At 50.3% G+C, this 24,706-nt stretch carries 24 protein-coding genes; 11 read left to right on the forward strand and 13 right to left on the reverse strand.

The annotated features are described in order from the left end of the window. Nucleotides 1–50: 50 nt before the first annotated feature. The gene (locus tag ACG2E4_RS09340) at nt 51–599 is read right to left on the reverse strand and encodes an acyl-CoA thioesterase (protein ID WP_395259505.1); all 549 of its coding nucleotides are present in this window, start codon (nt 597–599) and stop codon (nt 51–53) included. A 248-nt stretch (nt 600–847) separates the two neighbouring features. Here ACG2E4_RS09340 and ACG2E4_RS09345 point away from each other — a divergent pair, with 248 nt between their 5' ends. The 8 genes from ACG2E4_RS09345 to ACG2E4_RS09380 all read left to right on the forward strand — a co-directional run bounded on the left by ACG2E4_RS09345 (nt 848) and on the right by ACG2E4_RS09380 (nt 6,742). Further along, the gene (locus ACG2E4_RS09345) at nt 848–1,804 is read left to right on the forward strand and encodes a YheT family hydrolase (RefSeq protein WP_395276364.1); all 957 of its coding nucleotides are present in this window, start codon (nt 848–850) and stop codon (nt 1,802–1,804) included. A 42-nt stretch (nt 1,805–1,846) separates the two neighbouring features. Further along, on the forward strand, nt 1,847–2,803 hold the full coding sequence (locus ACG2E4_RS09350) for a YpdA family putative bacillithiol disulfide reductase (RefSeq protein ID WP_395259507.1): 957 nt from the start codon (nt 1,847–1,849) through the stop codon (nt 2,801–2,803). Between the two features lie 421 nt (nt 2,804–3,224). After that, nucleotides 3,225–3,473, forward strand: coding sequence for a phosphoribosylformylglycinamidine synthase subunit PurS (purS, locus tag ACG2E4_RS09355; RefSeq protein ID WP_395276365.1), 249 nt, complete (start codon nt 3,225–3,227; stop codon nt 3,471–3,473). 94 nt (nt 3,474–3,567) lie between these two features. Continuing rightward, nucleotides 3,568–3,825, forward strand: coding sequence for an ATP-dependent Clp protease adaptor ClpS (locus ACG2E4_RS09360; RefSeq protein ID WP_395259564.1), 258 nt, complete (start codon nt 3,568–3,570; stop codon nt 3,823–3,825). 2 nt (nt 3,826–3,827) lie between these two features. After that, a complete protein-coding gene (gene purQ / locus ACG2E4_RS09365; RefSeq protein WP_395259509.1) occupies nt 3,828–4,529 on the forward strand; it encodes a phosphoribosylformylglycinamidine synthase subunit PurQ in 702 nt (233 codons plus the stop codon). Between the two features lie 164 nt (nt 4,530–4,693). Continuing rightward, complete coding sequence (gene lptB / locus ACG2E4_RS09370) at nt 4,694–5,452, forward strand: LPS export ABC transporter ATP-binding protein (protein WP_395276366.1); 759 nt, start codon at nt 4,694–4,696, stop codon at nt 5,450–5,452. Between the two features lie 162 nt (nt 5,453–5,614). Next, entirely contained in the window at nt 5,615–5,944 is a 330-nt protein-coding gene (locus ACG2E4_RS09375) for a rhodanese-like domain-containing protein (RefSeq protein WP_395276367.1), read from the forward strand. A gap of 60 nt (nt 5,945–6,004) precedes the next feature. After that, nucleotides 6,005–6,742, forward strand: coding sequence for a ThuA domain-containing protein (locus ACG2E4_RS09380; RefSeq protein ID WP_395259512.1), 738 nt, complete (start codon nt 6,005–6,007; stop codon nt 6,740–6,742). Nucleotides 6,743–6,774: 32 nt separating this feature from the next. On the opposite strand, the gene ACG2E4_RS09385 is transcribed toward ACG2E4_RS09380, so the two are convergent. The 9 genes from ACG2E4_RS09385 to ACG2E4_RS09425 all read right to left on the reverse strand — a co-directional run bounded on the left by ACG2E4_RS09385 (nt 6,775) and on the right by ACG2E4_RS09425 (nt 16,919). After that, on the reverse strand, nt 6,775–7,986 hold the full coding sequence (locus ACG2E4_RS09385; RefSeq protein WP_395276368.1) for a PQQ-dependent sugar dehydrogenase: 1,212 nt from the start codon (nt 7,984–7,986) through the stop codon (nt 6,775–6,777). Between the two features lie 119 nt (nt 7,987–8,105). Beyond that, on the reverse strand, nt 8,106–9,833 hold the full coding sequence (gene ggt / locus ACG2E4_RS09390) for a gamma-glutamyltransferase (protein WP_395276369.1): 1,728 nt from the start codon (nt 9,831–9,833) through the stop codon (nt 8,106–8,108). A gap of 156 nt (nt 9,834–9,989) precedes the next feature. Beyond that, nucleotides 9,990–10,448 (reverse strand): hypothetical protein, encoded by a 459-nt coding sequence (locus ACG2E4_RS09395; RefSeq protein WP_395259515.1) that lies wholly within the window; start codon nt 10,446–10,448, stop codon nt 9,990–9,992. A gap of 214 nt (nt 10,449–10,662) precedes the next feature. Then, nucleotides 10,663–12,006, reverse strand: coding sequence for a murein hydrolase activator EnvC family protein (locus ACG2E4_RS09400; protein WP_395276370.1), 1,344 nt, complete (start codon nt 12,004–12,006; stop codon nt 10,663–10,665). Continuing rightward, nucleotides 12,003–12,764, reverse strand: a complete 762-nt coding sequence (locus ACG2E4_RS09405) for a DUF4292 domain-containing protein (protein WP_395259517.1) — start codon at nt 12,762–12,764, stop codon at nt 12,003–12,005. The genes ACG2E4_RS09400 and ACG2E4_RS09405 overlap by 4 nt, the downstream gene beginning before the upstream one ends. An 11-nt stretch (nt 12,765–12,775) precedes the next feature. Continuing rightward, nucleotides 12,776–14,479, reverse strand: coding sequence for a tetratricopeptide repeat protein (locus ACG2E4_RS09410; protein ID WP_395259518.1), 1,704 nt, complete (start codon nt 14,477–14,479; stop codon nt 12,776–12,778). Between the two features lie 102 nt (nt 14,480–14,581). Beyond that, complete coding sequence (locus ACG2E4_RS09415) at nt 14,582–15,322, reverse strand: helical backbone metal receptor (protein ID WP_395259519.1); 741 nt, start codon at nt 15,320–15,322, stop codon at nt 14,582–14,584. Between the two features lie 132 nt (nt 15,323–15,454). After that, nucleotides 15,455–16,321 carry a fructosamine kinase family protein gene (locus ACG2E4_RS09420; protein WP_395259520.1) on the reverse strand — a complete coding sequence of 289 codons (867 nt, stop codon included), beginning with the start codon at nt 16,319–16,321 and terminating at the stop codon, nt 15,455–15,457. A gap of 82 nt (nt 16,322–16,403) precedes the next feature. Next, nucleotides 16,404–16,919, reverse strand: a complete 516-nt coding sequence (locus ACG2E4_RS09425) for a low molecular weight protein-tyrosine-phosphatase (RefSeq protein ID WP_395259521.1) — start codon at nt 16,917–16,919, stop codon at nt 16,404–16,406. Nucleotides 16,920–17,295: 376 nt separating this feature from the next. Between ACG2E4_RS09425 and ileS the strand changes: the two genes are divergently transcribed. Genes ileS through ACG2E4_RS09440 form a run of 3 tightly spaced genes read left to right on the forward strand, consistent with a single transcriptional unit; the run spans nt 17,296 to nt 21,642 of the window. Further along, nucleotides 17,296–20,466 (forward strand): isoleucine--tRNA ligase, encoded by a 3,171-nt coding sequence (ileS, locus tag ACG2E4_RS09430; protein ID WP_395276371.1) that lies wholly within the window; start codon nt 17,296–17,298, stop codon nt 20,464–20,466. A gap of 17 nt (nt 20,467–20,483) precedes the next feature. Beyond that, nucleotides 20,484–20,894, forward strand: coding sequence for a TraR/DksA family transcriptional regulator (locus ACG2E4_RS09435; protein WP_395259523.1), 411 nt, complete (start codon nt 20,484–20,486; stop codon nt 20,892–20,894). A 25-nt stretch (nt 20,895–20,919) separates the two neighbouring features. Further along, nucleotides 20,920–21,642: a signal peptidase II gene (locus ACG2E4_RS09440; protein ID WP_395276372.1), complete on the forward strand. Its 723-nt coding sequence runs from the start codon at nt 20,920–20,922 to the stop codon at nt 21,640–21,642. A gap of 183 nt (nt 21,643–21,825) precedes the next feature. Here the strand turns inward: ACG2E4_RS09440 and ACG2E4_RS09445 are convergent, their stop codons facing one another. The 3 genes from ACG2E4_RS09445 to ACG2E4_RS09455 form a co-directional block, all read right to left on the reverse strand. After that, complete coding sequence (locus ACG2E4_RS09445; protein WP_395259525.1) at nt 21,826–23,094, reverse strand: bifunctional 3,4-dihydroxy-2-butanone-4-phosphate synthase/GTP cyclohydrolase II; 1,269 nt, start codon at nt 23,092–23,094, stop codon at nt 21,826–21,828. Nucleotides 23,095–23,100: 6 nt separating this feature from the next. Further along, on the reverse strand, nt 23,101–23,412 hold the full coding sequence (gene yajC / locus ACG2E4_RS09450; protein WP_395259526.1) for a preprotein translocase subunit YajC: 312 nt from the start codon (nt 23,410–23,412) through the stop codon (nt 23,101–23,103). Nucleotides 23,413–23,889: 477 nt separating this feature from the next. Then, nucleotides 23,890–24,642, reverse strand: a complete 753-nt coding sequence (locus ACG2E4_RS09455; protein ID WP_395276373.1) for a class I SAM-dependent methyltransferase — start codon at nt 24,640–24,642, stop codon at nt 23,890–23,892. Nucleotides 24,643–24,706: the final 64 nt, after the last annotated feature.

The following is a 24,706-nucleotide window of genomic DNA, read 5'->3' on the forward strand; positions in this document are numbered from 1 at the left end:
CTTGAGTCGTGGGTCTTGAGTTGGGGGGGGCAAGATTTGCTGGTCAGGATTTACGAATGTTCCCTGTTCCGCCTCCTGTGGGCATCTTCATTTTGTTTGGAGATATGCAGCCGCATTTCCCGTCGTTCTGCAGCCTGCTCATAGCGCTCCTGCTCAAAGTCGGTTTCCGGAATAATCCGGGGAACCGGCACCGGTTTGCCATCCGCATCAACAGCTACAAAAGTATAGAATGAGGTGGTACACAGGCGTCGTTCACCGGTACGGAGATTCTCCGCCCACACCTGCATCGCCACTTCCATCGAGGTATTGAAGCTTCGGGTTACCTCGCCCTCGATGACGACAACCTCTCCCAGGTCGATCGCATTTTTAAATTCCACGCTGTCGACCGCCACGGTAACCACGTTTCGGTTGCAGTGACGCTGGGCAGAGATCGCCGAACAGATGTCCATCCACTGCATCAGGCGTCCGCCCATAAGCTTTCCGAGTGGATTGGTGTCATTGGGCATTACCAGCTCGTTCATGCGTACGCGGGAAGAGGCTACCGTTTTTTTACTGCTGTCGGTTTCCACCGGAGGGGTCTCATCAAATCGATTGGTCATTTTTTAATAAACTGCTTGAATTTACCTATTCTGGTATGGAAGGTAAGGAATTGTATCCATAATGTTATCCCATAACTGCAAACTACCGCCGGTGCCCACTCCTCTTTTCAATGGCAAAGCGTTTCAACTGGTTACGAAGAGTGCAGATAACTGGACACTTGAATATTATTCTACCAGCTCCTTAATAGCATTTGATGAAAAAACAGAACTGGCCTATACTTAAGAATTCAAATTAAATCACGAAATAATTGAAGACAGACCTGCCATATATTGTTGACTTTCAGGCGCCGTCCTGGTGTTTGAACGGTCATTTTCATACCATCGGGCGTTCACTGTTTAACAATGCGGAAGATCCTTATCACCAACGCATCGAAATCCCTACACCAGACAACGATTTTCTGGATCTCGACGTTATCAAGGCGCCCAGCTACCGGCCGGTGGTGGTTCTTTTTCACGGGCTGGAGGGCTCTTCAAAGCGGTATTACATAACGGAGCTGGCCCGGGCGTTCTCGGAGCAGGAGTATACGGTCGTAGCAACCAACTTCAGGGGATGCAGCGGCAGGCTGAACCGGCAGCGGCGTTTTTATCATTCGGGTGAAACTGAGGACATCAGTACCGTGATCCGATGGGTTGGTGAGCGGTTTCCGAATGCACCGATAGGGGCTGTGGGGTTTTCCCTGGGCGGCAACGCCCTCCTCAAGTCGCTCGGTGAACTAAAGAGCCGACACCCGCTGACGGTGGCTTCAGCTGTTTCCGTACCCTACGACCTGGCGCAGGGAGCTCAACACATTTCCCGGGGATTTAATCGCGTATATGAGATCAATTTCATTCGCACGCTACGTGAAAAACTGAAGAAAAAACGCGAGTTCTACCCGGATCTTCCCACCTTTGAGGGGAATACCATCTATGAGTTTGATGATCAGGTGACCGCGCCCCTGCACGGTTTTTATGGAGCGGACGACTACTATAGCCGCTGCTCGTCACAACACTTTCTGGAGCATATCGGGATCCCCACCCTGGTGGTACACAGCCGGTCTGACCCGATCTGTCCAATGGATATAATACCGCTTGAGAAGATCGAAGCAAACCGCTCGATGTCTCATGTCATTACGGACGAAGGCGGACATGTGGGGTTTTGGAGCGAACCGCCCGGCTGGTTAAATAATACCATAGTGAACTTTTTTGCGAAAAAAATTGATGTGTAAGCTTCCCGCAACTATCACTTTAAACTTTAAACACTGGTAAAAATGGTAATAATCGTAGGTGCCGGTCCTATTGGACTCGCAACCGGCATTGCCCTGAAACAGCGAAATATTCCCTTTAAAATTATCGAACGCGGATGCCTCGTTAACTCAATATATAACTATCCCAAGAATATGACCTTTTTTTCCACCTCCGACCGACTGGAGATCGGGGGCATCCCCTTTATTTCCCATGGTCACAAGCCGACGCGCCGTGAGGCGATGGAGTATTACCGGCGGGCGGCCGAAAGCTATGAGTTGCCGATTCACCTGTATGAAGAGGTCCGAAATATTGACGGCGAGGATGGCCGTTATACCGTGACAACGGACAAAGATGAGTATGCGGCCTCCAAGGTCGTGGTCGCAACAGGATTTTACGACATCGCCCGCAAGATGGATGTTCCAGGGGAAGATCTGCCAAAAGTCAGTCATTATTACGATGAAGCTCACGCCTACGCCTGGCAGGATCTGCTTGTTGTAGGGGCTGGAAACTCGGCGGTTGACGCCGCTCTCGAAACCTACCGCGCCGGGGCCAACGTAACGATGGCCATTCGCGGAGACGGCATCAAGGAGACGGTAAAATACTGGGTAAAACCGGATATCGAGAACCGCATCAAAAAAAATGAGATCAAGGCCTATTTTAACACCGAGGTGGCAGAATTTCGTGAAAAAGAGGTCGTCCTCGATACCCCGGAAGGCAAAAAGATAATTCCGAACGATTTTGTGCTGGCCCTGACTGGCTACAAGCCAAATTTCAACCTGATGGAAAAGTTTGGCATTGAGCTGACTGATGACGAAACCAGGATGCCGATCTATGACGATGACACACTGGAGACCAATCGCGCGGGCATGTACGTGGCCGGAGTGGTCTGCGGGGGCATGGATACCAACAGCCTATTTATCGAAAATACCCGGATTCACGCCAAGCATATTGCTGACGATATCCAACAGAAACTCGCATAGCCGCTGTGTTTATTGGATACAGGGATAAATAAACAGAGTGTAAAGAGAAGAAATTGCGGTCTGTATCCCCCAAATAACTACTAGGGACCGTTGCAGAACCTGCTATTTTGTTGGGAGGGAGTTGTACTACCGACCTTGGTGACCTTTTAACGGGAGTACAACTCCCTCAGAACGAGGAATTGAGGGAGTTGCAAAGCCCTCGACTACACTAATTGTCCCATAACCAGACTGGCACTTGGGCTGTTGCCGTCCCAGCATTTGTGAAAAAACCTGGCCCGGCCCTGCGGTAAAATTCAGGTTAGCAGCTAAGCATCAGAACTATTAACTTTGACAACTGATTTTCCCGAATTTTACAACCAAAGCATATATCTTCAGGTGGCGGACTTCACCTGGCAATATTGAATATTGAATAACCTTATTTATGTACAAAGCAACCGTTAACGTCACGCTCCGCAAATCGATTCTTGATCCACAGGGAAAGGCAACCCATAACGCCCTCCAAAACCTGGGTCTCAGTGAAGTGAATGAGGTCCGAATCGGCAAACTTATTGAGCTCGATATCGATGCGGAAGACAAGGAAAAAGCTCATGAAATTGCTGAAACAGCCTGCACAAAACTGCTGGCCAACGAGGTAATGGAAGATTTTGAAATAACGATCAATGAAAACTAGCGGAATGCCTATGGTAGATCCGTTCTCTATCGATTCGGCAGACAACCCCAGGCCCGATCCCGGTACTCCGGAAGAGACTCCCTCGGTCGAGGTAATGACAGAGGAAAAAGAGGAAGACAAGGAGAAGACACCCTGGCGCGTTATACTGTACAACGACGAAGAGCATACATTTGATGAAGTAATCAACCAGATTATGAAAGCAACCGGCTGCAGCCGTTCAAAAGCGGAAAAATTGACCTTCAAAGTACATAACGAGGGCAAGGCCAATGTGTATGAGGGATCGTTCGAAGAATGCTTCCAAGTGAACAGCATACTCAAGGAAATTCAACTAATCACCGAAATTAAAGGATAACCGTGTCTTCAACTTTTGGCGTAATCTCGTTTCCGGGTTCCAACTGCGACCATGATGCCTATCATGCGCTGGCCCATATTATGAATGTAGAAACTCAATTCCTGTGGCATAAGGATACCGACCTGTCGGGCATCGACTTTTTGCTGATTCCCGGCGGTTTCTCCTACGGCGACTATCTCCGCTGCGGGGCGATTGCCCGTTTTTCTCCCATCATGCAGTCGGTCGTGGAATTCGCCGAAAAGGGCGGCCCGGTACTGGGTATCTGCAATGGATTCCAGATCTTGCTGGAAGCCGGGCTGCTGCCGGGAGCCATGCTTCACAACAAGGAACTGCGGTATGTCTGCAAGCAGGTGCACCTGCGGTGTGAGTCAACAAACTCTATCTACACGCGCGCACTTTCAAAAGGGCAGGTGCTCAAAATTCCCGTTGCCCACGGCGAAGGCAATTACTTTATCGATGAAGAGGGACTGCGTGACCTGCAGGAGAACGACCAGGTGATATTCCGGTATTCCGATGAACAGGGAAACGTCAGCGAAGACACCAATTTTAACGGCTCGGTTGATAACATCGCCGGAATCTGTAACAAGCAGCGCAACGTGCTGGGCATGATGCCCCATCCGGAACGTGCCGTGGAGAACATGCTCGGCTCCGACGACGGCAAGCTTATTTTTGAGTCGATTTTAAGTGAAATGGTAGCGGTATAGCGACAGGTCGACCACAGGTTATTTTTGAACCTGGTCTCGATACGTATCGCGTATTCCGTGTCCGGTGCAACCAAGCTCTTTTCTACGCAATACGCAGTACGCACTACGTTTTAAAAACACAGAAACACCTCTCACTTTAATCACCAAACCAGGTAAGCCAGGCAATGCCCGATTATTCAAAAAAGATGAAGCTTTACAGCCAGGGCCTGGTCAAGCGCTACCGGAAGCGCGAAGTGGTTTCGGATGTTTCGATCAATGTGCAACAGGGCGAAATCGTGGGATTGCTTGGTCCCAATGGCGCTGGTAAAACGACAACCTTCTACATGTTTGTGGGGCTGATTGAGCCCAACGAGGGGAAGATCTTTATGGATCAGAAGAATATAACCAATCTGCCGATGTACAAACGGGCCCGCATGGGAATCGGGTATCTATCGCAGGAAGCCAGTGTTTTCCGCAATCTTACCGTACGGGAAAACCTGGAATCGGTTCTCCAGTTTTTTGATATGTCGAAACAGGATATCCGCCGGCGTGCCGATCAGCTTATCGAAGAATTTGGGCTGGAACGGGTCGTTGACAGCAAGGGATACAGCCTGTCGGGCGGCGAGCGGCGGCGCACCGAAATTGCCCGCGCCCTGGTTACCGATCCCAAATTTATATTGCTTGACGAACCGTTTGCCGGGGTCGATCCTATTGCGGTTGAAGATATCCAGGAGATTGTAGCCCAACTCAAATACCGCAACATCGGGATCTTTATTACCGATCACAATGTGCATGAAACACTGGCGATAACCGATCGCGCCTACCTGATGTTCGAGGGCAAGATTTTAAAAGAGGGGTCGGCCGACTACCTGGCGGAAGATGAAGAGGCCCGGCAGCTGTACCTGGGCAAGCAGTTTCGGCTGGACCGGTATGACAACGAATGATAGTGGTATGATCCAGGAAGAAATATGGATGTCGACCCGTTTTCCCGGTTCAAGCACGAAAAAAGCGGGGAATATATCACCGCTGGGAAATGATCCTTGCCTGGAACTATTTTTATAGCATCATTAAACAATCGCAAATATATATACCCGACGCATCACATTATGGAAGAGATTACCGTTCAACAACTGAAACAAAAAATAGATGACGGCGACGCCCTTTTGGTGCTGGATGTTCGCGAACCGTTTGAAAAACACCAATCCGATATAGGTTATGAGCAGACGGTATTAATACCGGTGGATAGCCTGCAAGACCGTGTTGGCGAGCTCGAGGAATACAAAGACAAGGAGGTCGTATGTCTCTGCCGGAGCGGATCTCGCAGTGCCAGGGCCTGCCGTTTCCTGGAGCAACAGGGATTTACCGATGTCAAAAACCTTAAAGGGGGGATTAATCAATGGGCTCGAAATATCGATTCCCGCCTGCCGATTTATTGATTTGGTTATGTTGCCCTGATTCCACAAATTTATCATTCATTCTAATCAATCCATGTAATTATGTATAAATCTGTTTCTTTTTTGGTCCTTTTTTTATTGGGAGCCGGGTCTTTCGGCCTTCAGGAAGCCGGGGCCCAACAGGCTGATGAAGCACAACTGCTTGTTTTTACCAAAACCGAAGGTTTCCGCCATGCTTCTATTCCGGCCGGTGTGGAGGCTCTCAAAGAGATTGCCGCCGAGCACAATTATTCAATCGATCACACCGAAGACGCCGCTCTTTTTACTGAAGAAAATCTGGCAGGATACCAGGCCGTGATCTTTCTCAATACTACTGGAAATGTTCTCAATGACGAACAACAGCAGGCTTTTGAGCAGTATATTACCGCAGGCGGGGGATTTGCCGGTATTCACTCGGCCAGCGACACCGAGTACGACTGGTCCTGGTATAACAAGCTTGTGGGCGCCTACTTCAATGGGCACCCGGCTGTACAGGAAGCCACCGTCCGGGTGGTCAACCAAGATCATCCATCTACCGAACATCTTCCTGAAGAGTGGGTGCGGACGGATGAGTGGTACAATTTCAAGAGTATCCAGGATCACATAAATGTCCTGGCGTTTCTGGATGAGTCGACCTACGAGGGGGGCACCAACGGAGATTATCATCCGGCCGCCTGGTACCATGAAACGCTGGGGGGGCGTGCCTTCTATACCGCCGGGGGGCATACCAACGAATGTTATGCTGATCCGGCTTTTCGTCAACACCTGGCAGGTGGAATTGAATATGTTCTTGGTGAATAACTAATAACTATGCATGTGTGGATCGGCGGTCCTCAGGAAGCCGGTACCAGCTTGTGAATTTTCCCGTCGAAACCGCAAATATAAAGTTCATTATCCTGGTCCACGCCGAAAGAGGATATCCCGAAGTCGGCTCTGTACAGCAGGGTATTGACGGGATTATCCATATCCGAGAAATCTAAAGCCCATATACGCCCCGATTCGTAGTCGGCATAAATGTACTGGCCGGTGAGCTCGGTCAAAGAGGGACCGCGATACACAAAACCGCCCGTCACCGATCGGTCGCCGTTGCTCTGGGAGTATTCGAGGACAGGAAGTTCCAGGCCGGATTGGTCGCATCCTTCCCGGGGATTAAAACAGTGATTGCCCTCCATGGTATTCCAGCCGTAATTCCCCCCGTTTTCAATGATATCGATCTCTTCATAGGCGTTTTGTCCCACATCCCCGGTCCACAGCTGGCCTGTTTCGGCATCAAAACTGAATCGCCACGGGTTTCGCAGTCCATACGCGTAGATCTCTTCGCGGTATCCCTGGCTGTTGTCGTAAAACGGGTTATCCGGGGGAATAGCATAGTTCCTGTTTCCTTCCCGCCGGTCCACATCGATACGGAGGATGGTTCCCAGCAGGGTAGAGCGATTTTGACCATGTTCCTGGGGATCGCCGCCCGCCCCGCCATCTCCAACAGCGATGTAAAGATACCCGTCCGGTCCAAAGGAAACCTGCCCGCCATTGTGGTTGCCGTAGGGCTGCTCAAACGAGAGGATAACCTTCTCTGATGCCGGATCCGCCTGTTGCGGATTGTCGTCTGACAACGTAAACCGTGAAATGCGGGTAGTCGAATTGTTGGTGGTATAGTTCAGGTAAAAGTAGCCGTTCTGCTCAAAGTCGGGATGAAAGGCCAGCCCCAGCAATCCCTCTTCATTGCCCCGGTCATCTACACGCTCCTCGATATCCAGGAACGGGGTCTTTTCAGCTGTTTCGGCGGTATTTTCAAAAAATGTGATAACGCCCCGCTGTTCCACCACAAACAACCGGTTGCTGCCATCCGGGGGATACTGCAAGTCCACCGGACGTGTAAACGAGAGATGGGGAAAAGCCTCGGTCAGCTCATATGACGAATTGGGGTCCATGGTTCCCGTCCCGTTCCCGTCGGGTCCTGTCGACTCATTTGACTTGGCGCACGCAATGGTTGAGGCGATGACCAGGAATGCACTTAGAAAATAACGGAAACTCTTTAATATATTCATGCTTATATAGGGTTACGTTGGGAAAATCACTTGTTAAATATCAATCTACAACTTATTCAGTATCCGCTCATTAAATTAATTCAGCTTGACAAAATAAAAGAGACGGTATTTTTTTCTTTTCAATAACCGGCTGCGTGACCATCCTTGCGCGATTCAGACGCCCCAAAATAGACGCCGTTTTCCGCATCATACATAATCGCCTGGTAGCCGCCGTAGCCACCCACGCTGTAATCCACATCATGGCCGCGCATCATGAGTCCACGAACAGACTCCCAGTCATAACCCGATTCCAGGCTGACGGTACCCCCATCCTGCAGGTAAGTATCAGCTGCACCGGTTGGCTGGGTGGAACCCGCATGACGCCACCGTGCCGCATCGCCGGCTTCCTGCAGGTTCATGCCAAAGTCGATGATGTTAGTCAGGATCTGCAGGTGTCCCTGCGGCTGCATTCCTCCTCCCATCACGCCGAAACTCATAAACGGGACGCGGTCTTTCATCACAAAAGCGGGGATAATGGTGTGAAACGGGCGCTTGCCGGCCTCATATACGTTGGCATGCTCCGGATCCATTGAGAAAAGCTCACCGCGATCCTGGAATACAAATCCCGTGCCCGGTACCACGATACCGGAGCCCATGCCGCGGTAATTGCTCTGGATCAGTGAAACCATATTGCCGGCCGAATCGGCTGTTGTCAAGTATATCGTGTCCCCCTCTTCCAGAATACTCATTCCGGGTTCCACGGTGTTGGCCGACTGGCTGTCAATCTGCTTTCGGCGCTGTGCGGCGTATTCCTCCGAAATCAGTTCAGCCACCGGTATATCTGCAAAATCCGGATCGGCATAGAGTTTGGCGCGATCTTCAAAGGCCAGTTTTTTGGCCTCCAGCATATAGTGAAGCGCCTCTTCGCTGCCGTATCCCATCGATTCCAGGTCATATTCTTCCAATATCTGAAGCATTTGCAGGGCGGCAATGCCTTGCCCGTTGGGCGGGAGCTCATACACATCATACCCGCGATAGTTGACCGAAACCGGTTCCACCCAGGTGGAACGGTGTTCCTGCAGATCTTTTTTACGGAGAAAGCCCCCGTGTTCCCGCATAAACTGGTCGATTTGGTCGGCAATTTCGCCTTCATAAAACGCATCGCGTCCCTCGCTGGCCAGGATGCTGAGCATGTTGGCAAGGGTGGGTCGACGCACGATTTCCCCTTTTTCAGGTCCCCGTCCGTTGATCGTCATCTCTTCTCTGAAACCACCCGGGCGATCCCTGTGAATGCGGGCCCCTATATCCCAGTAAAAGGCGATGAGCTCACTTACGGGGAATCCCTCTTCGGCGTACTCAATAGCGGGTTGAAGAATTCGGTCCATCGGCATGGATCCCAGCTTCTCATGCATCTGGAACCAGCCATCGACTGCGCCGGGTACCGAGATCGGGAGAAATCCGTAGGGAGGAATCGATTCGCGGTCCCGTTTTCTCAATTCTTTTTTCATCTGCTGGTAGCTGAGTGCCAGCGGAGAGCGCCCGCTGGCGTTTAACCCGTAAAGCCGCTGATCTTCGGCGGACCAGATAATGGCAAACAGGTCGCCCCCGATACCGTTACCGGTCGGTTCCATTACACCCAGTGCCGCGTTTGTGGCGATGGCAGCGTCAACAGCGTTGCCGCCATTTTTGAGAATATCTAGCCCCACCTGCACGGCCAGCGGTTGACTGGTCGCCACCATGCCGTGTTTCCCGATAACTTCTGAGCGGGTGGCGAACGGTTCTCCGGTGAGCCGGTCGGGCTGGGCGTGCACCTGTAAACTGAGCAGCAACGAGACAATAAAGAGCAGAAAAGAGGTTCGTTTTGTCATACAAGCAGCAATTTGGTTGAAGAGCATCAAAAACAATAATACACAGGAAACGGGAATGATGTAAAACTTTTTGAGATCTGGCGGATCAATAAAGGGGAAATTGGTCTCCAAACCAACCAGATAAAAGGTTCCCGGCCGACTGCTATTCCGGGGCCGTCAATTTTTATTCAAATCATCGTGGGGACGCTGGAGATCTTCCGGTAACTGCTCCCCCTCTTCCCGCAGCTTTCTCAGGTAGTCTTCCCGTCGTTTCATCCCGGCTTTTGTGCCGTAATAAGCACCGAGATAGACGGCAAAAATGGCTGTCAGGGTAAATACCATCCGGCTTTCAGCAAGTGCCGTCTCCTTGGTATAGATCCAGACGAGGGTAGGCAGAACAAGAAGTGTAGCCATCACATAACTGGTGGTTGACGGGAACTTGAGTTTTTTGTTATACCGCCGGCTCATTCCATAGCTGAGATTGACGAATACCAGTCCATATGCCAACAGTGTTACATATCCTGTCCAGCCGGGATAATTCACATAGGTCAGAAAACTGTTGGTAAATATGATAAACAGGAGACCGAATACAAGTGAGGCGGTGACATAGGCGAAAGTACGATACCAGCTGTCCATGAATGAAAGTTCAATACTGTTGAATAGGTTGCCAGTTGAGAGGGAAAATAAGAAATGGGATCGGAAATGGATACCAAGACTTTTTGTGGATGGAGTTGCCTTATGCCTTCCTCACGTCTTTTTCGTTTTTGTGGCACAATCCAAACGTTCCCTCTGGAGAGGAAGAACCCAATGCATAAAGAGAGCAATCATTTTACCGCTGACCGCCCTTACACTATTTATTGGCCAGCCATGCTTCTGGATTAAGATTTGTGTTGCCTTCCCGAACCATGAAAAAGACCGATTCTCCCTTGGCCGAGTTTTGATCACCCGAAAGCCCGATGATGTCGCCGGCGTTCAATACCGCATTTTTGCGCACCATCACCTCGCTCAAGTTGCCGTAAGCGGTAATGTACTTGCCATGTTTGACCACTACGACATCTCCATAGCCCGGCAGCGGCTGCACCGCCACTACATATCCGTCATGGACCACGCGAACGGCATCTTTGGGCTTGGTCACAATTTCCACCCCCAGGTTTTCAGTGACGGTTCCGTAGACCGGGTGGCGGCGGCGGCCAAAATGTTCCGAAATGGTGCTGCTTTCCACCGGCCAGCGCAGTTGCCCCTTCTGGTTCGCAAACGATTGCTCCAGGGTAGAGAGCCTCTCATCGGTAATATAGCTTTCGGGTTCAACGGGTTCTGAATACTTGGCCATCTCCCGGTTTCGCTCGGCTTCATTTTCAATTGATTTGGCGGCTGCCAGCTTCTGCTTGCGTTCGGCTTCCAGCTCATTGATGCGCGCTTCCATCGCCTTCCGGACCTTTTCTTCTTCCATGATAAGGGAGGTCAGCGTGCGGTCCAGTTCATCTTTCTGCTGCTTTTTTTCAGCCAGCTGCTCCTCGATCTGCTCGCGGTCGCGCCGAAGGAGTTTCACATTTTCGGCCTGTTTATCCCGTTTTTCAGCCAGCTCCTGCTTTTCTTCGCGTATTTCAGTGAGTACAGCCCTGTTCTTTTTTCGGGCCTCCTCGAGCTGTGTTTTTGAGACCTCAAGCTGGGCGGTGGTCTCCCGGATCTCCCGCGTCTGCTTCAGCCGGTGTTCCTCAAACTTGTTCAGGTAATAGGCTCTTACGAGCATCTGGTTGACAGACCCGGATGAAAAGATGAGCGCCAGGTGCGATGTACGCCCGTGCTTGTAGACATACGTAAGCGTTTCTTTATAGTTTTCTACCAGTCGTTGCAGTTCCTTCTCGTTTTCCTCGATCTGTTGTTCATTGACGGTTATCTCTTCGCGGATATGGGTCAGTTCGGTTTCAAGCTTGGATATTTTTTGATCCTGAAGTGCAATGAGTCGTTTTAGATCTTCATACTGGTTATACAGTCGCTCATATTTCTCTTCCGCCAGCACCAGCCGCTCTTCATACTGATCGATCTGCTTGTTGATCTCGTCAATTTCCGATCGCGTGGCCTGCTGTTTTTGGATCAGCTCCTGGCGCATCTCCCTGTACCTGTCGGCCTGAGCCGCTCCCGCAAGGGGTATCAGCCACAAGAATGTAAATAGTATGAGCGTTATCCGTTTCATTGCGTTACAAGTTTTACGTCGCTCGGCAGATCAATGTCCAGGTCGAGTTCACCGGGATTAATCTCAAGCGACTGTATTAACAGCGCTACTTTTGACTCTGCATCCGCACTAAAGATAGTAACTCTCCGCGGAAGTTTGAATCCGTTGATAGTGCCATAGGCTTCATAGATAATCCGTGAATATGGCAGGTTGGCGCTCGTCGGCTGGTCGACACGGCGCACGTTGTAATTATTCTTGTCGATATACACTTTTGTTCCGCTCTTCATAACCACGAGGTAGCGGTTCTCCGACTCGTAGACCCGGAGGGTCCGGCCTTGACGGGGCACAAAATTGATCATCTCCAGTACATTGACCGAGGCCAGGTGGCCAATGCTGGTCACATTGCGGTCCAGGACAGAAATTTTCCGGGCTGTCCTGTCCACCTTGTTGTAGATCAGCAGAGAGTCGCCCTCCGAGAGGAGCTGTCCCCCTTCGATACCCAGCGCATTTTTTATGGTGACAAGACTTTTCCCCCTGTTGCCCGAAAAATAGACAGTAACGCGCTCGGAATTTCCGGGTTCACTTACAATAGCCTTTCCCTTTCCCCGGATCGTGTTAAGGGATGCAGAATAATCCGGGAGATGGGCCAGCAGCGTATCGCCCCGTACGGGAGAACGCTCGAAGTCCCGGTCAGTATCTACCGTGGCAATCCGCGGAGAAGAACAGGCCGCGGAGAGGGCGACCAGGAAACAAACGGCAAGTATGGTTCTTGTCTGCACCAGGATATCCTTTAGTTTATTTTCTCTTTCAAATGGGTCCGGGAGGGATCTTTCTTTAGGGCCTTGTTCCACCATTGACGGGCCTGCTCGGGGTTACCCAGTTTCTGCATCACATCCCCCATGTGTTCAAGCACTTCTGCGCTGGCCGATCCGGTATCGATGGAAGCTTTGATATAGCGACGGGCCTTTTCGAAGTCTCCTTTCTTGTAATAGACCCATCCCACAGTATCGAGGTAGGAGGGGTTCTCCGGCGCCTGTTCAATCGCTTTGAGCGCCATTTTTTCAGCTTCATCCAGCCTTTCGTCGCGCTCCGACAGGTAGTAGGCGTAGTTGTTCAGCACGTTGTGGTTCTGGGGATCCAGCGACAACGCCTGTTCGTAGGCTTCCACGGCTTTGTCCCACTGGTCTAGTGCGGAGTAGGCATCGCCCATGGAGCCGTATATTGCCGATTTAAACGGTTTGCGGGAGGGCGTACGGGAGGCTTTTTCGAACCATTCAAGCGCCTGTTTCTCTTCCCCCTTGCCCAGATGGGCATTGCCCACAAAGTAGAGTACAAATGGATCCTGCGGGATATGCTCGTCCGCCTTTTTCCCTGCCTCAATTACAGCATCGTACTGCCCCTCGGCCAGTAGAAGCTGGATGCGTTGCCGCCAGGCCATATCGTTGCCCGGGTCCAGTTCATTGGTTTTGGCAAGCGCTTCCAGCGCCCGGCCGTTGTTATTTTCATTCAGGTGGTAGTCGGCGGCCAGGGCGTGAGCCGCCCCATATTCCGGTTCCGAAGCCGTAAACTTTTCCAGTATGCGCTCCAGAGATCGTTTCAGGGAAGGATTGTTGGGATCCTGCTGGTAGCGAGAAAACAGGTATTGAGTGACATCCAGCTTGGCCTGCCGTTCAATAACGGGATCCGAAACCACGTTTCCGAGCAGGGTGCCCACGCTGTCCCACTGGGTCTCCTCAACATATATATCGGCCAGCATGACCAGTGTTTTGGGATCGCGCCGGTTTTTTTCGAGGGCCTCCCTGAGCATCTGCTTGGCCTGATTTGTCTGGTTTACCTCCAGGTAATAGTTGCTGAGCATCTGCAGGGTGGAGAGGTTGTCGGGGTCGAGCCGGCGTATTTTTTTGAGCTGTACGATTGAAGAGTCCCGCATGTTCAGCTCATTAAAGTTTTGTAGCTTCTGCAGGTAAATACCGATATCAGGACCGGTTCTGTTCAGCAGCTGGTCATATATTTTATTGGATTCAAGATACTCACCATGCTGTGAGTATACGCTGGCCAGCTCCGACATCACATCAGTTGCGTTGGGGTGGTATTTGAGCGCCAGTTTGAGCTCGTCGATAGTTGCCTGGTTTCTGCCCGCCCGCCGGTATATGTTAGCCAGCTTCAGGTGGTACCATTTGTTTTTGGGATTAAGTTTGGCCGCCTTTTTGCCATAAAAAGCCGCGTTGGAGAGGTCATCTACCGCCATGTAGGCATCGGCAAGGGCGTAGTTGAGCCCGGGATTGTCAGGCAGCTCCATGTAGGCAGTCGTCAGATGATCGAGGGCCTCCTCGTAGTTTTCATTTTCAAACTCCTCGAGTCCCTTGATGTACTCGGCATGGGCCCTGACCTGCTTCTTTTCGGTTGAATCGCCTGTGACCGGACTCTGCGCCTGGAGCGAAAAGGGAAGCAGCAGTCCCGCCATCAATAAATAGAATAGGTTTTTCTCGTGCATGGTTTGAATCATATTTGTAAAATCTGCCCGTAGATTTTTTTCAACGGTGACAAACGGTTAATAGTACAACTTAGATGGCTGGAAATCTAGGAGAGTAGCAGATCAGGCAATAGCTTTTCTCCAGACGTTCAATTTTTCAAATGCCGGCAACATGCGCGAGCCGTACCAGCTAAACCATTCGCCTTCGACGAGCAGAATGCGGGTATCGGGCAGCTGTTCTTTTACTTCGTCTACATGTTTCTTTTTAAAAGGATAAGGCTCACTGCTGAGCAGAAGGAGGTCCGGGTCCCGCTGCCCGATCTGCTGGAGTGTTATTTGCGGGTATCGCTGCTGGTCGTCAAACACGTTGATCAACCGCCAGTGATCCATCACATCGCGGATGTAGGTATCCGCCCCGACCGTCATCCACGGGTCGCGCCATATGAGGTAGGCGGTGCGGAGCGGAGGCTCTTCGGGGCGCTGTTCCAGGGATGCGGCAATTTGGCCTGCCAGCTGATCCGATTCCACCTCTTTACCAAACCGCTTGCCGATCTCGTGGATAGTGATCAGGGCATCTTCAATGGTCGTAATATCGGTCAGCATGACCTTGACATCCTTTTCCAGGCTCTTGATATCCTCTTTCCTGTTTTCCTCCCGGTTGGCCAGAATAATGTCAGGCACGGCTTTTTTTATCTCTTCCAGCCTGGGATTTTTGGTGCCCCCGAAAATCGGGATATCCTTGATTTCATCGGCCGGATGAATGCAAAAACGGGTGCGTCCCACCAGTCGTTCTTTTAAACCGAGGTGAATCAGCAGTTCCGTCAGGCTGGGCACCAGGCTGACGATACGTTGGTAAGTGCTCATCCTGCTGTAGCTGTCGGGTTAGTGGTGATAGGGTTATCTGAAAACATGTAAATAGAATATGGAGCTTAAAAGTGATTGGTAGAATTTGAATTTATTCCTGTTCCCGATTTAGTCCGTACCGGGGCGGCCATATCAAAATTGCCGGACGACCGACACCACCTGCCGGGCGTAGTGTCCGCCGAAAAGGTTCGCATGCACCAGCAGCGGGTAAAGATTATAGATATCCTTGCGGCTGTTAAAATCCGGGCTCAGGGGCCACACGTCATTATATGCCCTGTAAAATTCGGGAGAAAATCCGCCGAACATCTTCGTAAATGAGATCTCCATCTCCCTGTTGCCGTAATAAACAGCGGGATCGTAAATTGCGGCTTTTCCATCGGAGTTGAAAAAATAATTGCCCCCCCAGAGGTCGCCGTGCAGGAGGCTGGGCGGTTCATCCGGAAAAATACCGGGTAACCGTTGGTACATGCGCTGGAAGGAAGAGTGAACAGAACCCGAAAGCTTGCCGGCATCTACCGCCATGCTCACCTGTGGTTCCATCCGTTCCTGGATAAAAAAGTCGATCCACTCATCATGCCAGTAGTTGGACTGCGGCAGTTTGCCGATGTAGTTGTTGTGATCCAGTCCATACCGGGTGTGACGTGTCTTGTGCAGTGCCGCCAGCTCCCGCCCAAATGCTTTTGAAGAAGCGGGGCTGCCGCTTCCCTCCTCTATATATTCCAGCAGGAGGTATCCCTTGTCGCCGTTGTAGGTGGCCTGCTCAATAACGCGAGGCACAATCAAGTCCGTTTCCGCAGAGCGCAGAAGTGCCAGTCCCCTGACCTCCTTGGCAAACAGATCGGCCTCGGTGGCGGTATTCCATTTCAGGAAACAGCGGCCCGTATCTTCCAGTTCAATCAGTGCGGCCTGGTTGATGCTTCCGCCGGAAACGCGCCTGCTGGAAGTGATGGACTGGCCGGTCTGTTCGACGATATGGTCTTTAAGAGAATCTGGAATCATGTTGTTTTGTGGGTCTTGCGTCGTGGGTCTTGGGTCGGGAGCTTCAGCCCCAACCTTTAACTTTCGACCTTCACCCTCTTATTTAATCTTCAATTTGTTGCTCAAGCTCGTCCAGCAGCGACTCGCAACTGCGTTTGACCACCTGGAATACATTCTCAAATCCCCGCATTCCCCCGTAGTAAGGATCGGGGACGGCTCCGTCTCCCGGTTGGGGATCAAACGAACGCAACAAGGTAATTTTATCGGAAAAGCGATCCTTTCGGTCCAGGCTCTGTATATTTTTAAGATTATCGTGATCCATTGCGAGAATAAGGTCGTAGTATTCCAGGTCCCCGTATTCAAATTTCCGGGCTCGCGACTGGAGCTGGACGCCGTACCTGCCGGCCACCTGCCGGCTGTTGCTGTTGGGGGATTCTCCCACATGATAAGCCGAAGTTCCAGCTGAGTCGATTTCAAAATAGACCTCTAAATTCCGCTCGTTGACCAGGTGCTGGAAAACGCCCTCAGCAGTGGGGCTGCGGCAAATATTCCCAAGGCATACAAAAATGATTTTATACGGATTCTCTTTTGTTATCTCTTTCTCCAGGGCTGACTCCATAAGTCTGAAATATTTTCAGGTTCTTTTTTAATTCAAAATATGGCAAGCTGCACAAATCATCTTTTAACATCCCGCACAGGGTATAGGGATGCTTCACAGTCGTTCAAAGGTACGTTGCCAAATCAAAAAAATAAAAGCGATATATCGCTCTCTGCGTTCATCTACCTTGATTATTTATCTTCTAATCTGTTTTATTGGTCCACTGTTTCAACGATTTAGAATGAAATAATATGAACAGAACCGTCAAATCTTGTATCTTAATCGCTATTTTCACCTGAATGTTCAATAACCTGGAGTGATTTCACGTGGTAAAATGAACGTGAAACTTTGTATATTTCAGGTTTTATAAAAATAATTGTCGACCAAAATCGACCTTATGGCTAAACAGTTTGAAGAAGTAAAGCAGCTCAATTTTTCCAGGCTTGAAGTCGAAACGCTTAAGTGGTGGAAAGAGAATGAGATCTTTCGGAAAAGTGTGACAACGCGTGAAGAGGGAATCCCTTTCACCTTTTACGAGGGACCGCCCACAGCCAATGGCAAGCCGGGTATTCACCATGTGATGTCCCGGACTGTGAAAGATCTTTTCTGCCGCTACAAAACGCTCAAGGGGTATAAAGTAGAGCGCAAGGCAGGGTGGGACACGCATGGCCTGCCCGTGGAAATTGAAGTTGAAAAAGAGCTCGGTCTCGAGGGACGTTCCCAGGTCGAGGAGTACGGCATCTCCAAATACAACGACCACTGCCGCAAAAGTGTACTCAAATACAAGGATCTGTGGGACCGCCTGACGAATCGCATGGCGTACTGGGTAGATCTCGACGACCCGTATATTACGTTTGAGAATGACTATATCGAGTCTATATGGTGGGCATTCAAGACCCTTTTTGACAAGGATCTCGTTTACAAGGGATATAAAATTCAATGGTACTCCCCGGGCAGCGGAACCGTCCTCTCCTCGCATGAAGTGAGCCTGGGATATGAGGAAGTCCAGGATCCCTCCATCTTTGTGAAGTTTCAGCTGCGAATGTCGGAAGACACCTATTTCCTGGCATGGACGACCACCCCGTGGACAATCGTATCCAATATGGCGCTGGCAGTAAATCCGGAACTGGATTACGCGAAAATAAAGCTTTCCGAGGGGAACCGCACCGAATATTACATCCTGGCCAAAGATTGTATTGAAGAGACGATCGATCATGAATACGAAATTGTAGAGGAGTACAAGGGCAAAGATCTGGTCGGCTGGACCTATGATCCCGTATTTGAATATGCCCTGGAAGAGCACGACCGGGATGACGCCTGGAGGGTTATCCCGGCAGAATATGTGACGACCGAGGAGGGAACCGGCGTGGTACACACCGCCCCTGCTTTTGGTGCCGATGACTTCGATACCTGCAAGGAGGCCGGCATCCCGATGTTTAACCCGATCGACGAGGATGGGAAGTTTACCGAACAGGCGCCTGATTTTGAAGGCCAGTGGTTCAAAGACGCCGACAAGGAGATCTCGCGCGCCATCAAGGACAAGTATCTGATGTACAAGCACGAGACCTATGTGCACAACTATCCGTTTGACTGGCGCAAGGGCACGCCGCTGATGTCGTACCCGGTGGAATCGTGGTTTATCCGCACCACTGATGTGAAAGACAAGATGGTGAAGTACAATGCTGATATAAACTGGAAACCCCCGAGTACCGGCAGCGGCCGATTCGGGACGTGGCTGGAGAACAATGTGGACTGGGCGATATCCCGCCAGCGCTACTGGGGTACCCCGATTCCCCTTTGGGTCAGCGACAAAGATCCGGAATATGTGGAATGCATAGGAAGTGTGGAGGAGCTCAGGAAAAAGGCGGGGCTCGCTGATGACGAAGAGATCGACCTGCACCGCCCACATATCGATGAGCTAACTTGGGAGGGCCCGAATGGCGGAACGATGCGGCGCGTGCCCGACCTGCTGGATGTCTGGTTCGACTCCGGCGCCATGCCGTTTGCGCAGTGGCACTATCCATTCGAAAACAAGGAGCGTTTCAAGACCAATTTCCCGGCCGACTTCATCGCTGAGGGAGTAGACCAGACGCGCGGCTGGTTTTATACCCTGCACGCGCTGGGTACCATGCTGTTTGATGAACCCGCGTATAAAAATGTCGTCTCCAACGGACTTGTGCTCGACGCGGAGGGCAACAAGATGAGCAAGTCGAAGGGGAACACCGTGGAGCCGTTTGAGGTCATACAAAAGTTCGGCGCAGATACGGTCCGCTGGTATATGATGAGTAACTCATCTCCCTGGGAGAACCTGAAATTCAGTGAGGAAGGGCTCCGGGAAACCCAGCGAAAGTTTTTTAATACACTGGTTAACACCTACTCGTTTTTTGCCATGTATGCCAATATCGACGGGTTTACCTACTCCGGTTCCCCGATTCCGGCCACCGATCGACTGGAGATGGATCGATGGGTGATCTCGAGGCTGAATACGGTGGTTAAAAAGGTAGATGAATTTCTTGATGACTACGAGCCCACCAAGGCGGCCCGCGAAATCGAGGGGTTTGTCGAAGAGCTCAGCAACTGGTATGTGCGTCGCAACCGCCGGCGCTTTTGGAAAGAGGGTAAAAGCCTGGATAAAACGGCTGCCTATCAAACGCTGTATGAGTGCCTGTTGGATGTTTCCAAGCTGATTAGCCCGATCGCCCCGTTTTTGGGAGAGTGGCTGTATCAGCAGCTCAATGACGTTACGAATGAAGATGAAGAGTCGGTCCACCTCTCTTTTTATCCTACTGTGGAAGAAACCGCTATTGACAAGTCGCTGGAGCACCGGATGGAGATGGCGCGCCAGATCTCGTCAATGGTGCTCAGCCTGCGAAATAGAATTGAGATCAACGTGCGCCAGCCGCTGCAGCGTATCATACTGCCGATCGAGAACGATGAGGAACGGCAGGCGGTAGAATCGGTCAAAGGTATTATCCTGGACGAAGTGAACGTTAAAGAGGTACAGTTTGTAGATGATGACTCCGGGATTGTCCGGAAATCCGCCAAACCCAACTTCCCCGTTCTGGGTAAAAAGATGGGTAAAAAGATGAAATCCATTACCCCGAAAGTTCAGGACTTAAACACTGAAGAGATTACCAAATTTGAGCAAACCGGCTCTATTGAGCTGGATCTGGGCGAAGAGGGCGTCGTTCGGCTGGGCAGCGAAGATCTTGAAATTAGCCGTACCGGGCTTGAAGGCTGGTCGGTGGAAACGGAAAACGGCCTGAGCGTTGCGCTCGATACCGAACTTTCTGCCGAGCTCATCCGTGAAGGGCTGGCCCGCGAATTTGTCAACCGGATCCAAAATATGAGAAAAGAAGCCGATTTTGATGTTGTTGATCGCATTATGATCGGCTTTGAAGGATCGGAGACGCTTGAAAATGCCGTAGAGTCGATGGATGAATATATTAAAAGTGAAACCCTCGCAGAAAAGATAACCTCAGAAGAACTCGATGTATTTGACTTTGTAAAAACATGGGAGATTGGTGAAGAAGATTGTACAATCTCCATAAGACGAAACCCTAACTAAGACGAGAGTGCAAGCTTATGGCAGCTGCAAAGAAAAGTGACAATGAAAAAAAGGAGCGTATTTCTCCTTATACAGACGAAGAACTTGAATATTTTAAAGAAATAATTATAAAGAAAAGAGACGAGGCCACCCAGGAGCTGGAATCCCTGCAAAACTCTCTTAAAGAGAGTATGGAAAATGCTTCTGATGAATCGGCCTACTCGTTTCATATGGCAGACGCCGGAACGGATGCCCAGGAGCGCGAAAAAACGTATATGCTCTATAACCGGACCCGAAAGTTTATCCGGTACCTGGACGATGCCCTGAAACGCATAGAAAACAAGACCTACGGTGTATGCAAGGTAACGGGTAAAAAGATCTCCAAAGGTCGTCTTGAGGCCGTTCCCCATACCCAGCTCAGTATTGAAGCCAAGTTAAAACGTCGCTAACTATTAAAAGTGTTGGTTACGGTTCTTGAAAAGAAATAAACTCATTGTTCTCTGGATACCAGCCCTGGTCATTGTGACTCTTGATCAGGTTACCAAGCATTTGGTGCGTACCACGCCTTCTGTACAGAATTGGGATATTATCCCGGGCTGGCTCTCTTTTCACTATACCCAAAACCCGGGTATGGCCCTGGGTATGGACTGGATCAGCACCCCGGCAATCAGCTCAATTGCGATAGTGGCAACAATCGGCATTATTGTGTACATCCTCCGTTCCCTTGAACACGCGAACCTGGGATACCTGGCATGTATGGGACTGGTGCTGGGCGGGGCGTTCGGAAATATTATTGACCGCCTGGTTATGGGCTATATTGAGTCATATGGTGGAATTCTTGAAGGTCACGTAATCGATTTTATTCACTTTACCCTGCGCATTGACGGATATCCCGTCTTTCCCTATATCTTTAATGTGGCGGATATCGCAATTAGTATAGCGATAATCTCTCTCCTGCTTTTTCACCAGCGTATTTTGCCGGTTCCGCCCGAAGAGCGGTATGACGACGATGACCAGGAATCAGAGCGTGAAACCCCGGGCTCGAAACAAGCAGCGGCCCCGGCTGGTGGTGGAATTTCCATTGAACCTGGACCAGGAGACGTGGATATCGAGACAGAAGAGAGGTCGTCAGATTCAGAGGGAGAGAGGTTTGCACCAGGTACCGATCCGGCGGATCAGCGCAATTCCACCGACTAACGGCAGGCAGTATCTTACATCATATTTTACAGGCATTGTATGTAACAGGGTGTAACGTGCCGCGAGATTTGCCCTCCGGCTGCGTTAAAGGGAAAATCGCCTGCTCAACGTACGAAAGTACATCTGCACGGCCATTTTGCCTTCGCCTTGCTGAAGAACAAATTTCTTGGTGAGAAATGCAGGCTAGTCGTCGGTGACAATACTCTCTAAAAATTCCGGACTGTGCGGGTCGATATCGTCCAGCTTCAGGTCGTGCCCCATCTTGTCGCGTTTCGTTTTGAGGTAACGGACATTTTCAGGGTAGGCGCCCACTTCTATGGGAACCCGTTCCACCATTTCCAGCCCGAAACTTTTTAGTCCAACACGCTTGACCGGGTTGTTGGTCATCAGGCGCAGCTTGGTAACATCCAGCGAGCGCAGGATTTGGGCGCCGACGCCATAGTCGCGGTGGTCCGGTTCAAAGCCGAGTGCCTCATTGGCTTCCACCGTATCCATGCCTTGTTCCTGGAGCTTGTAGGCCTTCAGCTTGTTGACAAGCCCGATTCCGCGGCCCTCCTGATTCATGTAGAGTACCACACCCTGCCCCTCCTTTTCTACGGTCAGCAGTGCCTGGTGCAGTTGTTCGCCGCAATCGCACCGCTTGGAGCCAAAAATGTCGCCGGTCATACAGGAGGAGTGTACGCGAACCAGCACGGGGTCGCCCTCATCCCATTCTCCCTTGACGAGTGCAAGGTGGTGATCTCCAGTCAGGCGCTCCTGGAAGGCGTGCAGGGTGAAGTTGCCATAAATAGTGGGCAGGTTGACATCCACAATTTTGCGCACCAGCGATTCATTCTGCATCCGGTAAGCGATCAGGTCTTTTATGGAGATCAGCTTCATATCGAACTCCTCGGCGATCTCCACCAGGTCCGGCAGCCGGGCCATCTCCCCGTTGTCCTTCATAATTTCACAGATCACACCGGCCGGTTTCAGTCCCGCCAGCCGGGCAAGGTCGATGGAGGCCTCGGTATGTCCGGCGCGGCGCAGAACGCCTCCCTCCGTACTGATAAGGGGAAAAATATGGCCGGGACGCCGAAATTCAGCAGGCCGGGCGTTATCCTTGATGAGTTCCAGGATGGTGTTGGCACGGTCGGAAGCCGAGATACCCGTGCTGTTGGTCTCCTTGTGGTCAACCGATACCGTGAATGCGGCTTCGTCGGGATCGGCCCCTTCGGTAACCATGTAGTCAAGGTCCATTTCATAGGCTTTTTGGCGGGTAATGGGTACGCAGATCAGCCCCCGCCCGTGCTTGGCCATCAGGTTCACCGCTTCCGGGGTGACTTTTTCCGCGGCCATAATGAAATCGCCTTCATTTTCGCGATCTTCGTCATCGGCGACGATGACCATGCGACCTTGCTTAATATCTTCGACAGCGGATTCAATGCTGTCGAAGGAGACGTTTTCGGACGTCATAATAACTCAGTTGTTCTTATTGGGATTTACGTCAGTAATGGAATTTTTGGTAAATCGTACTTTTACATCGGTATCGACCTCCGCCAATACTGAATCATCCTCAACACTTGTAACCTTGGCAATAATTCCACCCGACGTTACAATTTTGTCGCCCTTTTCAATGTTTGAAACTTTTTCCTGAATCTCTTTCTGCTTCTTTTGTTGCGGCCGGATAATGAAAAAATAGAACACCGCAAAAATAAGACCAATAAAAATCAGGTTCATCCACCCCGCATCTTCAGGCGATCCGGTTAACAGTAAAAAGAATAACGATAGCATATAAAATAAATTAGATTAAAAACTTCGCGTTTGTAATGGCCCACAAGATACTATTTTTGTGAGGATGGGACAATGTTGCCGGGAGCTCTTCTCTGCAATTCAATTCAATATGGTACAAATACGCTGATGTTTTGAGGGTTAACGGGGGCGAATCTAAAATTTTTATTTTTTGAGATAAAAAATTTGTCCAAAAACGGCACACGGTCCAACGGTAAGATCCATTCTGATATTTCAGGTTTAGCAAACAAAACGAGCAGCGAAAGGATGAGGTATGGCTGCATCAAAGCGCAGTAAGGCAGGGGGCATAGTTGAATTTTTACATTGTTATTTCTTTTAGAGGTCTTTGCAAAACCGTTGTTTCGGTAAAATCGTCATTTTCGCGGATTCAAAATCCTCATTTTTAGGATATAAACTGCGGTTCCGCATCCGATTAGGGGTTGAGCTTGACCAACACTCCTGGTTTTTGAAAGTCCTCTTTTATGTATCTTTCCGGGCTATGTAAAATCCATAGCTGAAATAATCCTTGTATTTCTGGTAGTGTGCAATTTCGCTTTTGTATTCCTTGACGATCTCTTCAGCAATCTCAGAATTGTTATGTCGTTTAAGAAAAGCAGAAAAACGCTCTTCCATGGGCTTGTAATAGTTGTCAATCCAACTATCCTGATTCAGATAGAAATAGCCAGCGAGTGTAAAGCCATTATCTTCTAAAAAATTGATTTTGGTTGATGCCCTGGCCACTTCCGGATATTCCCGCATCCAAAAGTCTTCCAGTTCCCCGGGGCGGGAGCCCGTGATCCAGGTAATTTCGCTAACACATATATAGCCCCCTGGTTTTAAATAATTTTTCCATTTTTTAACTCCGGCTTCAAATCCCATGTTGTAGATGGCCCCTTCAGACCAGATAATATCAAATTCGTTGTTGCCGAAAGGCAAATTGTCCATCGATTTTGCGAGGGTAGTCACCCGGTCCTGCAATCCCAACGCTTTGGCTTTATGCTCAAGTTTATCCAAAAACCCCGGAAATAAGTCGACGCCAACAATGTATACCTCTGTATTTTGAGCAAGGACGATGGTATGAGATCCGGTTCCACAACCGATATCGGCAATCTTCAAGTCGTCGTTATTAGCCATCCCTGTGAGTTCCAAAGCCCTTATGGTCTCTTCTGTACTGCCCGGACCTTGTCGCGGCGCATCTTTATGGAAGTCTACAGTTAGCTCTGATTCTGTCATTTTTAAATATTATCTCCATTTTGTCTGGCTGGAACGCTATATCCTCTGGCACTGCGAGTGCCGG

This window comes from Halalkalibaculum sp. DA384 (assembly GCF_043951955.1).
Taxonomy (GTDB): Bacteria; Bacteroidota; Rhodothermia; order Balneolales; family Balneolaceae; genus JAMQKA01.

Bases quoted from the DNA above. Each gene is read 5' to 3' on its own strand.
- ACG2E4_RS09340 (WP_395259505.1), bottom strand. From the start codon at position 599: ATGACCAATCGATTTGATGAGACCCCTCCGGTGGAAACCGACAGCAGT.
- ACG2E4_RS09350 (WP_395259507.1), top strand. From the start codon at position 1,847: ATGGTAATAATCGTAGGTGCCGGTCCTATTGGACTCGCAACCGGCATT.
- purS (WP_395276365.1), top strand. From the start codon at position 3,225: ATGTACAAAGCAACCGTTAACGTCACGCTCCGCAAATCGATTCTTGAT.
- ACG2E4_RS09360 (WP_395259564.1), top strand. From the start codon at position 3,568: ATGACAGAGGAAAAAGAGGAAGACAAGGAGAAGACACCCTGGCGCGTT.
- lptB (WP_395276366.1), top strand. From the start codon at position 4,694: ATGCCCGATTATTCAAAAAAGATGAAGCTTTACAGCCAGGGCCTGGTC.
- ACG2E4_RS09375 (WP_395276367.1), top strand. From the start codon at position 5,615: ATGGAAGAGATTACCGTTCAACAACTGAAACAAAAAATAGATGACGGC.
- ACG2E4_RS09380 (WP_395259512.1), top strand. From the start codon at position 6,005: ATGTATAAATCTGTTTCTTTTTTGGTCCTTTTTTTATTGGGAGCCGGG.
- ACG2E4_RS09385 (WP_395276368.1), bottom strand. From the start codon at position 7,986: ATGAATATATTAAAGAGTTTCCGTTATTTTCTAAGTGCATTCCTGGTC.
- ggt (WP_395276369.1), bottom strand. From the start codon at position 9,833: ATGACAAAACGAACCTCTTTTCTGCTCTTTATTGTCTCGTTGCTGCTC.
- ACG2E4_RS09395 (WP_395259515.1), bottom strand. From the start codon at position 10,448: ATGGACAGCTGGTATCGTACTTTCGCCTATGTCACCGCCTCACTTGTA.
- ACG2E4_RS09400 (WP_395276370.1), bottom strand. From the start codon at position 12,006: ATGAAACGGATAACGCTCATACTATTTACATTCTTGTGGCTGATACCC.
- ACG2E4_RS09410 (WP_395259518.1), bottom strand. From the start codon at position 14,479: ATGCACGAGAAAAACCTATTCTATTTATTGATGGCGGGACTGCTGCTT.
- ACG2E4_RS09415 (WP_395259519.1), bottom strand. From the start codon at position 15,322: ATGAGCACTTACCAACGTATCGTCAGCCTGGTGCCCAGCCTGACGGAA.
- ACG2E4_RS09420 (WP_395259520.1), bottom strand. From the start codon at position 16,321: ATGATTCCAGATTCTCTTAAAGACCATATCGTCGAACAGACCGGCCAG.
- ACG2E4_RS09425 (WP_395259521.1), bottom strand. From the start codon at position 16,919: ATGGAGTCAGCCCTGGAGAAAGAGATAACAAAAGAGAATCCGTATAAA.
- ileS (WP_395276371.1), top strand. From the start codon at position 17,296: ATGGCTAAACAGTTTGAAGAAGTAAAGCAGCTCAATTTTTCCAGGCTT.
- ACG2E4_RS09435 (WP_395259523.1), top strand. From the start codon at position 20,484: ATGGCAGCTGCAAAGAAAAGTGACAATGAAAAAAAGGAGCGTATTTCT.
- ACG2E4_RS09445 (WP_395259525.1), bottom strand. From the start codon at position 23,094: ATGACGTCCGAAAACGTCTCCTTCGACAGCATTGAATCCGCTGTCGAA.
- yajC (WP_395259526.1), bottom strand. From the start codon at position 23,412: ATGCTATCGTTATTCTTTTTACTGTTAACCGGATCGCCTGAAGATGCG.
- ACG2E4_RS09455 (WP_395276373.1), bottom strand. From the start codon at position 24,642: ATGACAGAATCAGAGCTAACTGTAGACTTCCATAAAGATGCGCCGCGA.